A 14,505-nucleotide genomic window follows, 5' to 3' on the forward strand; every position below is an offset into this window, starting at 1 on the left:
GGGGAGAACATCTCTACAAAACTGGGGACTTGGCTCGTTATTTACCAGATGGTAATATCGAATACCTGGGGCGTATCGATAACCAAGTAAAAATTCGGGGATTCCGCATTGAGTTGGGAGAAATCGAAGCAGTACTGAGCCAACATCCCCATGTGCAAGCATCTTATGTCATAGCCCGTGAAGATAACAGGGGTGACAAGCGCCTAGTAGCCTATATCGTACCGCAACCACAGGTGACACCTACAATCAGCGTTCTGCGTAGCTTCCTCAAAGAAAAGCTACCAGAATACATGGTACCAAGTGCGATCGTCATCTTAGAATCTTTACCCCTAACCCCCAACGGCAAAATAGATCGTCGCGCCCTACCAGCACCAGAGCCAAGTAGTGAATTATTAGAGAAATATGTAGCTCCACGCACCCCAATTGAAGAAATACTGGCACTGATTTGGCAAGAAGTACTGAAAGTAGAGCTTGTCGGCAGACATGACAACTTCTTTGAACTAGGGGGACACTCCCTACTAGCAACGCAATTCATCTCTCGTGTGCGTAGCAGATTGAAAGTAGAAATACCATTACGAAGCTTATTTGCTGCGCCAACAATTGCGGAGTTAGCGCCATCGATTCAGCAGTTACAGCAGCAAGATATAAAACTGTCAGCACCACCGATCTTAAGGCGGGTAGAGAATGCAGAAATACCACTGTCTTATGCACAACAGCGTTTATGGTTTTTAGACCAGTTAGAGTCGAACAATGCCTCATACAACATCTCCATTGGTTTGGGTCTAGTAGGAACTCTTAATGTTGCCGCCTTAGAACAAAGTTTAAAAGAATTTATTCATCGCCATGAAGCCTTACGCACCAACTTTGTTACTGTTGATGGACAAGCTGTTCAAATCATTCAAACTCAAACGAATTGGACAGTAACAGTAGTTGACTTGCAGCATTTACCAACACTTGTACTGAGTGAAGCCTCTGCCTCAGTAGAACTAACAGAACAAAAAACGACTGCACAGAAATTACTGGAACAACGAGCAATTGAGCCTTTTGACTTAGCTCACGATCCATTAATGAGAGCGACATTAGTTGTGCTGTCTCCTACAGAACAATGGTTATTAGTGTGTATGCACCACGTTGTCTTTGATGGCTGGTCAATAGGTCTGTTTGTCCAGGAGTTACAAGCACTGTACAATGCTTATTCTCAAGGTCAACCGTCACCCTTGTTGCCACTACCAATTCAGTACGCAGATTATGCAATTTGGCAAAGACAATGGTTGCAAGGGGAAGTACTACAAAACCACTTGAGTTACTGGGAAAAACAGTTGGCAAATGCACCCACATTCTTGCCATTACCCACAGATACATCCAGACCTGCTGTACAGACTTTCAATGGCTCATATCAAGTCTTTACTCTGTCTGTTGAGTTAACTCAACGGTTGTTGCAGCTAAGTCAACAGCAAGGGGCGACTTTGTTTATGACTTTGTTAGCGGCTTATAATACCCTGCTTTACCGCTACACGGGACAAGAAGATATTTTAGTGGGGACACCAATTGCCGGCCGCGATCGCACCGAGCTAGAAGGTCTAATTGGCTTTTTTGTCAATACTTTGGTGATGCGGACTAATTTGGCAGAAAACCCCACCTTTAACGAATTACTCCCACGTATCCGGGAAATGGCATTATCCGCCTATGCTCATCAAGATTTGCCCTTTGAGATGTTGGTGGAAGCATTGCAGCCAGAACGGGACTTGAGCCATACACCATTATTCCAGGTGATGTTCGTTCTCCTGAACGCTCCCATGTCTGAAATAGAGTTGACTGAGTTAAGTGTCAGTGGCTTGCCAATAGGAATTACCACGGCAAAGTTTGATTTAACTTTATCAATGGAAAACACTCCCAATGGACTCTTTGGGTGGTGGGAGTACAACACTGACTTGTTTGATAGCAGCACTATCGAACGGATGACTGGTCATTTTCTGACACTGCTTGAGGCAATTGTGGCAAATCCCAGCGAGCGGATTTCCCAATTGCCAATGTTAACAGCATCTGAGCAACAGCAGTTATTAGTTGAGTGGAATAATACTCAAGTAGATTATCCCCAAGATAAATGTATCCATCAGTTGTTTGAGGAACAGGTAGAACGTACACCCGATGCAGTCGCAGTGGTGTTTGAGAATCAACAATTGACTTACCACGAGTTGAACACTCGTGCTAACCAGTTGGCGCATTACTTGCGGTCTTTGGGTGTAAAAGCTGATGTGCTGGTGGGGATTTGTGTGGAGCGTTCTTTAGAGATGGTGGTCGGACTGTTGGGCATTCTCAAGGCGGGTGGGGCTTATGTACCACTTGACCCAGAATATCCCCAAGAACGTTTGCGCTTTATCTTGGAAGATGCTCAAGTCTCAGTGCTGCTGAGTCAAAACCATCTAGTTGAGAAATTACCTGAGTGTCAGGCGCAGCTTGTAAGCTTGGATACTAACTGGCAGTTTATTTGTCAGTTGCCTCCAGAAAATCCCATCACTGATGTCCAATCTATTAACTTAGCTTATGTGATTTATACTTCCGGTTCTACAGGCAAGCCCAAAGGTGTGCAAATCTCACATAAATCTGTGAGCAATTTCCTATCTGCCATGCAGCAGCGCCCAGGAATAACAGAACAAGATACACTGCTTGCGGTCACTACTATTTCCTTTGATATTGCTGCCTTAGAAATTTTTCTGCCTATAACTGTAGGTGCATGTCTGGTCATAGCCCGTCGTGACGTGACCCTTGATGGAAGAGAGTTATTTGACTTGCTAGTTAAGTCTAAAGCAACAATTATGCAAGCAACTCCAGCTACTTGGAGATTGCTTTTAGACTCAAACTACCAATTTAGCGATTTAAAAATACTTTGCGGGGGTGAAGCTTTACCTTGGGATTTAGTTAATCAATTACTTGCCAGGAGCGCTTCTTTGTGGAACCTTTATGGCCCAACAGAGGCTACTATTTGGTCATCAGTATGTCAACTCGAATCCCATGACAGCTTGATTTCTATTGGCCGTCCAATTGACAATACGCAAATCTACATACTAGACCAAAACTTACAACCAGTACCCGTAGGTGTACCAGGAGAGTTACATATCGGTGGTGCAGGATTAGCAAGAGGCTACTTGAATCGACCAGAGTTAACACAAGAAAAATTCATTCCCAACCCCTTCGTTGGAGGCAGAGGGGCAGAGGAGCAGAGGGGCAGAGGGGAAACAGAATACCAATCCTCTAATTCCGAACGCCTCTACAAAACCGGAGACTTAGCCCGGTATTTGCCAGATGGCAATATCGAATACTTGGGACGCATCGATAACCAAGTAAAAATCCGGGGATTCCGCATTGAATTGGGAGAAATCGAAGCAGCACTGAGCCAACATCCCCATGTGCAAGCATCATGCGTCATAGCCCATGAAGATACTCCTGGTGACAAGCGCCTAGTAGCCTACATCGTACCGCAAGCACAAGTAACACTCACAATTAGCGAACTACGTAGCGACCTCAAGAAAAAGTTACCAGACTACATGGTTCCTTCGGCAATAGTCATCTTGGAGTCTTTACCGCTTACCCCCAACGGCAAAGTAGACCGTCGCGCCCTACCAGCAGCAGAGCCAAGTAGTGAATTATTAGAGAAATATGTCGCTCCACGCAGCCCCATCGAAGAAATACTGGCACTGATTTGGCAACAAGTCCTAAAAGTAGAGCTTGTAGGCAGACATGATAACTTCTTTGAATTAGGAGGACATTCCCTGCTAGCAACGCAACTCATCTCCCGTGTGCGTAGCAGCTTGAAAGTAGAACTGCCATTGCGTTCGTTATTTGCAGCACCAACAATTGCCCAATTAGCACCATCGATTCAGCAACTACAGCAGCAAAACTTAGAACTTGCTGCACCACCCATATTACCCAGGACAGGGAATGTAGAATTACCACTGTCTTATGCTCAACAGCGTTTATGGTTTTTAGACCAGTTCGAGCCGAACAGTGCCTCATACAACATCCCCTTCGGGTTGCGTTTAGTAGGAACTCTTAATGTTGCAGCTTTAGAACAAAGCTTAATTGAAATTATTTATCGCCACGAAGCATTACGCACTAACTTCATCACAGTTGATGGACAAGCTTCTCAAATCATTGAAACAGAAACGAATTGGACAGTTACAGTTGTTGATTTAAAGCATTTACCCTTAACAGAAATTGAAATAGCTGCACAGCAATTAGTTCAACAACAAGCGCTTCTTGCTTTTGACTTAGAGTCAGAAGCATTAATGAGAGCGACATTAGTGGTGCTGTCTCCTACAGAACAGTGGTTATTAGTGTGTATGCACCACGTTGTCAGTGATGGTTGGTCAATAGGTGTATTTGTCCAGGAGCTACAAGCACTTTACAATGCTTCTTCTCAAGGTCAACCGTCACCCTTGTTGCCATTACCAATTCAGTATGCTGATTTTGCAATTTGGCAAAGACAATGGTTGCAAGGAGAAGTACTGAAGAGCCAATTGAGTTACTGGGAACAACAATTGGCTAATGCACCCACATTTTTGCCACTACCCACAGATAGACTTAGACCTGCTGTGCAGACTTTCAATGGCGCATATCTTGAGTTTGCCCTGTCTGCTGAACTAACTCAACAACTGACCAAATTGAGTCAACAGCAAGGGGTAACTTTGTTTATGACTTTGTTGGCGGCATATAATACATTACTTTATCGCTACACGGGACAAACAGATATTTTGGTGGGGACACCAATTGCTAACCGCGATCGCACCGAAATAGAAGGGCTAATTGGCTTTTTTGTCAATACTTTAGTGATGCGGACTGATTTATCTGAAAATCCTAGTTTTAACGAATTACTCCCGCGCCTAAGAGAAACGGCTTTCGGAGCCTATGCTCATCAAGATTTGCCCTTTGAAATGTTGGTGGAAGCATTGCAGCCAGAACGGGACTTGAGCTATACACCACTATTTCAGGTGATGTTCGTTCTCAATAATGCGCCCAAATCTGAAATAGAGTTGACTGGGTTAACTGTCAGTTCGTTGCTCATAGAAAGTGCGATCGCCAAGTTTGATCTTATCTTATCAATGGAAAACACTAGCACTGGATTAGTGGGAGGGTGGGAGTATAACACAGACTTGTTTGATAGCAGCACTATCGAACGGATGACTGGTCATTTTGTGACATTGCTAGAAGCAATTGTGGCGAATCCCCAAGAACGGATTTCACAATTACCAATCCTCACAGCATCTGAGCAGCAACAGTTATTAGTTGAGTGGAATGATACAGGAGTAGATTATCCCCAAGATAAATGTATTCATCAGTTGTTTGAAGAACAGGTGGAACGCACGCCCGATGCCGTGGCGGTGGTGTTTGAGAATCAACAATTGACGTACCACGAGTTGAATTGTCGTGCTAACCAGTTGGCGCATTACTTGCAGTCCTTGGGTGTGGGAGCAGATGTGCTGGTGGGGATATGTCTAGAGCGCTCTTTAGAGATGGTGGTGGGATTACTTGGTATTCTCAAGGCGGATGGGGCTTATGTACCACTTGACCCAGAGTATCCCCAAGACCGTCTGACTTTCATGCTGGCAGATGCTCAAGTTTCAGTATTGCTCACCCAACAGCATCTAGTTGAGTCTCTTCCTCAACATCAGGCGCGTGTAGTCCACTTAGATAACGACTGGCTTGCGATCGCTAAATTTAGCCAGGAGAATCCAATTGCTGAGGTGCAAGCTAATAATGTAGCTTATGCGATCTATACTTCTGGCTCTACTGGTCAACCAAAGGGGGTAATGCTATCTCACAGTAGCCTTTGCAACCATATGTTCTGGATGCAAGCAACATTTCCCCTGACTGAAAAAGACAAAGTACTGCAAAAAACTCCCTTTGGCTTTGATGCCTCAGTTTGGGAATTCTACGCTCCATTGTTAGCAGGTGGACAGTTGTTAATAGCTGAACCAGGAGGTCATACTGACAGTGCTTATCTTTTAAGGTTAATTGCCCAGCAGCAGGTAACTACTGTTCAACTTGTTCCATCTTTACTGCAAATGCTTTTAGAACAGGGAGGAATCGAAACTTGTCACTCCCTCAAACACGTGTTCTGTGGCGGTGAAGTCTTACCCGTTACTCTGCAAGAAGGCTTATTAAGTAAACTAGATGTAAATTTACACAATCTCTACGGGCCAACAGAGGCTTGTATTGATGCAACTTTCTGGAATTGCCAGCGTGAGATTTATCCGCAACTTGTCCCCATTGGTCGTCCAATTGACAACACGCAAATCTACATACTCGACCAAAACTTACAACTAGTACCTGTGGGTGTACCAGGAGAGTTACACATCGGTGGTGCAGGATTAGCAATAGGATACCTCAACCGCCCAGAATTAACACAAGAAAAATTTATCCCCAACCCCTTCGGTAGAAGCAGGGGAGCAGGGGAGCAGGGGAGCAGGGGGGAAAAACGTCTCTATAAAACAGGGGATTTAGCACGCTATTTGCCAGATGGCAATATTGAATACCTGGGTCGGATCGATAACCAAGTAAAAATCCGGGGATTCCGTATCGAGTTGGGAGAAATCGAAGCAGCACTAAGCCAACATAGTGATGTGCAAACATCTGTAGTCATCATCCGCGAAGACATTCCCGGAAATAAGCGCCTAGTCGCTTACATAGTACCGCAGCCACAGATAACACCTACAGTAAGCGTTCTGAGTAGCTTCCTCAAAGAAAAGCTACCAGAATACATGATACCAAGTGCGATCATTACCCTAGATTCCCTACCCATAACCCCCAACGGCAAAATAGACCGAAAAATAGACCGACGCGCCCTACCAGAACCAGAAGCACGCACAGGAATAGAAAACAGCCTAGTAGCACCGCGCACCCCCATTGAAGAAAAATTAGCCCAAATTTGGGCGCAAGTATTAAGAGTAGAGCAAATAGGCATACACGATAACTTTTTTGAACTAGGAGGAGATTCCATCCTCAGCATTCAAATTATCAGCAAAGCGAAAGTTGCCGGAATAGAACTGACAGTCAAACAACTATTTGCCAATCAAACCATCGCCCAATTAGCCACAGTCGCAGGCACAATAAAAACACTCTCAATTGAACAAGGATTAGTCACAGGGACATTACCCCTAACACCAATTCAACACTGGTTTTTCGAGCAGAAATTACCACAGAAACACCACTTCAATCAATCATTTCTCCTCACAGTACCATCAGACCTCAACCTAGAAATATTAGAGCAAGTATGGCAGCAACTACTAAAACATCACGATGCTCTACGCCTAAGATTCACCCAAACAGGCACAATATGGCAGCAGATTCATGCCGCCCCAACAGATAACATTACAATCAAGCGTTTTGACCTATCGACAGTTCCAGAAACTGAGATAGAAACTGTCATTGAAACCACAGCCAATGAATTACAGGCGAGTTTAAATCTGTCAGAAAATCTCGTGCAAGTAGCATTTTTCTGGGTGGGTATTGACAAAAAAGCGCGATTACTTATAGTAATTCACCACCTCGTAGTAGATGGTGTTTCCTGGCGGATATTGTTAGAAGATTTGCAGACAGCTTATCAGCAACTAAGTCAAGGAAAAACCATTCAACTACCTGCCAAAACCACATCCTTCCAAGATTGGGCGCGACAACTGACAGATTATGCTCAATCAGAAGTCTTGAAATCAGAACTAGATTATTGGTTGAGTGCATCTTACGATGCAGTTGATTTCCTACCAGTAGACTATGCACAAGGGGTAAACACTACTGCATCGGCTAGGACAGTAACAGTATCATTAGATGAAGCTGAAACCCTTTCCCTTTTGCAAGATGTCCCGAAAGCTTATAAAACACAAATTAACGATATCTTGTTAACTGCTTTAGCGCTGGTATTGAGTGGATGGACTGACTCTGAGTCAGTGTTATTCAACTTAGAAGGTCATGGGCGGGAAGAGATTATCGATGGTATAGACTTATCACGCACTGTTGGTTGGTTTACAACGATTTTCCCGGTGGTTGTGGAACTGGGAATCGCAGATGATCTTGGTACTGCTTTAAAATCTGTCAAGGAACAATTACGGGTAATTCCTAATAAAGGCATTGGCTATGGTTTATTGCGTTATCTGAATGTTGATCCAGAAATAAGCGCTCAACTAGAGAAAATTCCCCAAGCAGAAATTAGCTTCAATTATTTGGGACAATTTGCTCAAGTTGTGAATACATCCTCTCTGATGCAAATAGCTAATGAACCTAGCGGAAACAGTGAGAGTTTACAAGGTCAGCGCCATTATTTGCTAGACATTAATGCCATCATTATTAACGAAAAACTGCAAATAGATTGGACATACAGCAGCAATATCCATCAGGAGGAAACGATTGAGAATATTGCCCAAGAATTTGTCGAAACTTTGCAAGATATAATTGCTCATTGTTTATCACCGGAAAATGCAGGTTATACGCCCACAGATTTCCCATTAATTCAACTTAACCAACTAGAAATAGATCAGATATTACAAAATTTATGAAATTAGAACTTAACAAAACTAACCGGCAAAATATTGAAGATATTTATCCCTTATCTCCTATGCAAGAGGGGATGCTGTTTGAAAGTTTATATGCTCCAGACTCAGGCGTATATTTTGAGCAGATAACTTTGATTTTGACGGGAAACCTAGATGTAAAAACCTTCGAGCAAGCTTGGCAGCAAGTGGTAGCTCGGCATCCCGTCTTCCGCACAGCGTTTCTGTGGGAGTCTTTAAGCCAGCCAGTTCAAGTGGTGTATCGACAGGTAAATGTGACGGTCGAAACTTATGACTGGCGGGAGTTATCGGCACTTGAGCAGCAACAGGAATTAGAGACTTTTCTGGATTCTGAGCGACAACAGGGTTTCCAACTATCGCTTGCGCCATTGATGCGTCTACATCTAATCCAGTTGGATAGGAATACTTATCAGTTTGTTTGGTGTCATCATCATTTATTACTTGATGGCTGGTCGTCACCTTTGGTTTTCCAAGACCTACTAGAGTTTTATCAAGCAATTTCTCAGGGTAAAAGTTTATCTAACATCGGAACTATCAGCTACCGCAATTATATTGCTTGGTTACAGCAACAGGATAGAGATTTAGCTGAGAAGTTTTGGCGACAAAAACTCCAAGGTTTTACAACACCAACTCCTTTGACTGTGGGTAAACCATTGACAATGCGGGAGCAGCATTCGGGCTACAGCGAACAGCAAATTGACTTAACTGTGCCAGCGACAACAGCAGTGATGTCTTTTGTCAGACAGCATCAATTGACAATGAGTAATTTGGTGCAAGCGACTTGGGGATTGTTGCTGTCTCGCTACAGCCAAGAAACGGATGTGGTTTTTGGTGCAACTGTGTCTGGTCGTCCGCCTGAACTTGTTGGTGTAGAGTCGATAGTGGGGTTATTTATCAATACTCTACCAGTGCGAGTGCAAATCTCAGAGCAGACTGAATTGTTGGGTTTGTTGAAGGATTTACAGGCGCAACAGGTTGAGTCTGAGCAATTTTCCTATAGCTCATTGGTAGAGATTCAGGGGTTGAGTGATGTTCCCAGGGGTACGTCTTTGTTTGAGAGTCTTGTTGTTTTTGAGAATTATCCTATTGATACTGCTGTTCTAGAAGGCAATAGCGATTTTTCCCTCTCGAATTTTAGGTGGATTGAACAAACAAATTATCCGCTAACGGTTTTAGTTTCCCCTGGTGAGCAATTGTCGCTGAGGGTGATGTACGACGTTAGTCGATTTGAAGATGGGACGATTAGCCGGATGCTGGGTCATTTTAGAACAATGCTTGAGGCGATCGCTACTAATCCTCAGCAACAAATTTCCCAGTTGCCAATGCTAACAGAATCTGAGCAGCAATTATTAGTTGACTGGAATGATACCCAGATAAATTATCCCCAAGATAAATGTATCCATAAGTTGTTTGAGGCGCAGGTAGAACGTACACCCGATGCAGTAGCGGTGGTGTTTGAACCGGGGACTGGTGACTGGGGACTAGGGACTGGGGATTGGGAAGATTTGAATGGGGATTCAGACCCTAACCAAATTTTAAAAGAATTTCTTCCCCAGTACCCAGTACCCAGTACCCAGTACCGGAGCGCTCATTTCTCTCAACAACTAACTTATGGTGAGTTGAATTGTCGTGCTAATCAGTTGGCACATTACTTACAGTCCTTGGGTGTAAAACCAGATGTATTAGTGGGGATATGTGTAGAACGCTCCCTAGAAATGCTAGTAGGAATACTGGGAATTCTCAAAGCAGGTGGCGCTTATGTACCACTTGACCCAGAATATCCCCAAGACCGTTTACGCTTCATGTTAGAAGATGCGGCTGTGCCAGTGCTGCTTACCCAACAAAATTTAGTTGAGAAATTACCCCAGCATCAGGCGCGTGTCGTCTACTTAGACACCGACTGGCAACTCCTAAACCAGTTGAGTCAGGAGAATCTCATCTCTGGTGTGCAAGAGAATAACTTGGGTTACGTGATTTACACCTCTGGTTCTACGGGTCAACCAAAGGGTGTAGCCATGAATCAGGTTGCTCTTTGCAATCTCCTACTTTGGCAACTGCAAAATTCGCCAATTTCCTCTAGTGGAGTAAAAACCCTGCAATTTGCTCCTGTCAGCTTTGATGTCTCCTTTCAAGAAATGTTCTCTACCTGGTTTTCTGGAGGCACATTGCTGTTGATTGGCGAGGAATTGCGCCGAGAACCGTTGGCTTTATTAGGTTTACTCCAAGAACAAGCTGTTGAAAGATTGTTTGTTCCTTTTGTTGCTTTACAGCAACTAGCGGAGGTAGCTGTTAGTAGTGAATTAGTTACTAGTAATCTAAGGGAAATCATTACTGCTGGGGAACAGTTACAGATTACTCCTGGCATTTCCAAGTGGCTGAGTCAGCTAAGTGATTGTACTCTGCATAATCATTACGGCCCATCAGAGAGCCATGTGACCGTCACTTTTACTCTGACTAATTCAGTGGACACTTGGCCGCCACTTCCTCCGATTGGCCGTCCCATTGCCAACACGCAAATCTACATCCTGGATAAGTATTTACAGCCTGTACCTGTGGGTGTAGCAGGGGAACTGCACATTGGTGGTGTTTCCTTAGCGCGAGGCTACTTGAACCGACCAGAGTTAACACAAGAAAAATTTATTCCTAACCCATTTAACAAGTCAAAAGTCAAAAGTCAAAAGTCAAAATTATACAAAACTGGGGACTTAGCCCGTTATTTACCAGATGGCAATATCGAATACTTGGGACGCATCGACAACCAAGTAAAAATCCGGGGATTCCGCATTGAGTTGGGAGAAATCGAAGCAGTACTGAGCCAATATGAAGATGTGCAAGTATGTTGTGTCATAGCTCGTGAAGATACTCCTGGTGATAAGCGCCTAGTCTCCTACATTGTTCCCCAGCCAGAGCAGACACCCACAGTAAGCGTTCTGCGGCAATTTCTCAAGTCCAGGCTACCAGAATACATGTTACCAAGTGCGATCGTCATCTTGGAGTCCCTACCGCTTACCCCCAACGGCAAAGTAAACCGTCGTGCCTTACCAGCACCAGAGCCAAGTAGTGAATTCTTAGAGAAATATGTCGCCCCACGCACCCCAATTGAAGAAATACTGGCACTGATTTGGCAACAAGTCCTAAAAGTAGAGCTTGTAGGCAGACATGATAATTTCTTTGAGTTAGGAGGACACTCCCTACTAGCAACACAACTTATCTCCCGTGTGCGTAGCAGCTTGAAAGTAGAACTGCCATTGCGTTCGTTATTTGCAGCACCAACAATTGCCCAATTATCGCCAAACATTCAACGGTTGCAGCAACAAAATTTAGAACTTGCTGCACCACCCATCTTCAGGCGGGCAGAGAATACAGAACTACCACTGTCTTATGCTCAACAGCGTTTATGGTTTTTAGACCAGTTGGAGCCCAACAGTGCTTCATACAATATCCTCTTCGGGTTGTGTTTAGCCGGAACTCTTAATTTTGCCGCCTTAGAACAAAGCTTAATTGAAATTATTCATCGTCAAGAAGCATTACGCACTAACTTCATCACAGTTGATGGACAAGCTGCTCAAATCATTCAAACAGAAACGAATTGGACAGTTACAGTTGTTGATTTGCATCATTTACCCTTAACAGAACAAAAAACTGCTGCACAGAAATTAGTCCAAGAACAAGCAATTCAGCCTTTTAACTTAGAGTCAGAAGCATTAATCAGAGCGACATTAGTAATGCTGTCTCCTACAGAACAGTGGTTATTAGTGTGTATGCACCACGTAGTCTCTGATGGCTGGTCAATAGGTGTGTTTGTCCAGGAGCTACAAGCACTGTACAATGCCTATTCTCAAGGTCAACTGTCACCTTTGTTGCCACTGCCAATTCAGTACGCAGATTTTGCAATTTGGCAAAGACAATGGTTGCAAGGGGAAGTACTGAACAGCCAATTAAGTTACTGGAAACAACAATTGGCAAATGCACCTACGTTCTTGCCACTACCCACAGACAGACCTAGACCTGCTGTGCAGACTTTCAATGGCGCATATCTTGAGTTTGCCCTGTCTGCTGAGTTAACTCAACAACTGACCAAACTGAGTCAAGAGCAAGGGGTGACTTTGTTTATGACTTTGTTAGCGGCATATAATACATTACTTTATCGCTACACAGGACAAACAGATATTTTGGTAGGGACACCAATTGCTAACCGCGATCGCACCGAGATAGAAGGGCTAATTGGCTTTTTTGTCAATACTTTAGTTATGCGGACTAATTTGGCAGAAAATCCCACCTTTAGCGAATTACTCCCGCGCCTGAGAGAAATGGCAATATCCGCATACGCTCATCAAGATTTGCCCTTTGAAATGTTGGTAGAAGCATTGCAGCCAGAACGGGACTTGAGCCATACACCACTGTTCCAAGTGATGTTTGTTCTTAATAATCCGCCCATGTCTGAAATAGAGTTGACTGGGTTAACTGTAAGTTCGTTACCCATAGAAAGTGCGATCGCCAAGTTTGATCTTACCTTGGGAGTGGAAAACACTACTAGTGGATTAGTGGGGTGGTGGGAATACAACACTGACTTGTTTGATAGCAGCACTATCGAACGAATGACGGGTCATTTTGTGACGCTACTTGAGGCAATTGTAGCGAATCCCCAAGAGCGGATTTCCCAATTACCAATGCTCACAGCATTTGAGCAAAAGCAATTATTAGTTGAGTGGAATGATACTCAGGTAGATTATCCCCAAGATAAATGTATCCATCAGTTATTTGAAGAACAGGTGGAGCTTACACCCGATGCAGTAGCAGTGGTGTTTGAAAATCAACAATTTACGTACCACGAGTTGAATTGTCGTGCTAACCAGTTGGCGCATTACTTGCAGTCTTTGGGTGTGGGAGCCGACGTACTGGTGGGAATTTGTGTGGAGCGTTCTTTAGAGATGGTGGTGGGATTACTTAGTATTCTCAAGGCGGGTGGGGCTTACGTACCACTTGACCCAGAGTATCCCCAAGACCGTTTGAGTTTTATGCTCGAAGATGCTCAAGTTTCCGTGCTACTTACCCAACAGCATCTAGTTGAGAAATTACCTGCACATCAAGCGCGTGTTGTTTGCTTAGATACTGAGTGGGAAATCATTCCCCAGTCGAATCAGCAAAATCCGAACGCTGGTGTGCAAACTAGTAATTTGGCTTATGTGATTTACACTTCGGGTTCCACCGGAAAGCCTAAAGGAGCGCTAAATACTCATCTAGGGATTTGCAATCGCCTCCTGTGGATGCAGCAAGCATATCAATTAGCAGAAATAGACTGCGTTTTACAGAAAACTCCTTTCAGCTTCGATGTCTCCGTTTGGGAGTTTTTCTGGCCATTATTGACTGGAGCGCGTTTAGTTGTAGCTCAACCAGGTGGACATAAAGATAGTCGTTACTTGGTCAATCTAATAGTACAACAGCAAGTTACCACACTGCATTTTGTCCCTTCGATGCTCCAGATTTTCCTAGAAGAAGAAAGTGTAAAAAATTGCAGTAGCTTGAAGCGAGTTATTTGTAGTGGCGAAGCACTGCCAAAAGAACTTCAGGAACGCTTTTTTACCTGTTTAGGGTGTCAATTGCATAATCTCTACGGGCCGACAGAAGCCGCAATTGATGTCACCTTCTGGGAATGTCAACCAGAGAGCAATTTGAAGACAGTGCCTATTGGTCGCCCAATTTCCAATACGCAAATCTACATACTCGACCAAAACTTACAACCAGTACCTGTAGGTGTACCAGGAGAGTTACACATCGGTGGTGCAGGATTAGCAAGAGGCTACCTCAACGCAAGAGAGTTAACACAAGAGAAATTCATCCCAAACCCCTTCAGTGGAAGCAGAGGGGCAGGGGAGCAGAGGAGCAGAGGGGCAGGGGAGCGGAGGAGAAAAATAGCCCAATTCCCAATCCCTAGTCGCCAGTC

2 protein-coding genes are annotated in these 14,505 nt (G+C 44.1%); both read left to right on the top strand.

The features are described 5' to 3' along the window. Positions 1–8,546 (top strand): non-ribosomal peptide synthetase (locus CDG79_RS34570; RefSeq protein WP_143855660.1); only part of this gene is annotated, 8,546 nt, incomplete at its 5' end. Continuing rightward, on the top strand, positions 8,543–14,505 hold a 5,963-nt coding region (locus tag CDG79_RS34575), incomplete at its 3' end, for a non-ribosomal peptide synthetase (protein ID WP_223278513.1). The genes CDG79_RS34570 and CDG79_RS34575, both read left to right, overlap by 4 nt.

The organism is Nostoc sp. 'Peltigera membranacea cyanobiont' 232 (genome assembly GCF_002245985.1).
Classification (GTDB): domain Bacteria; phylum Cyanobacteriota; class Cyanobacteriia; order Cyanobacteriales; family Nostocaceae; genus Nostoc.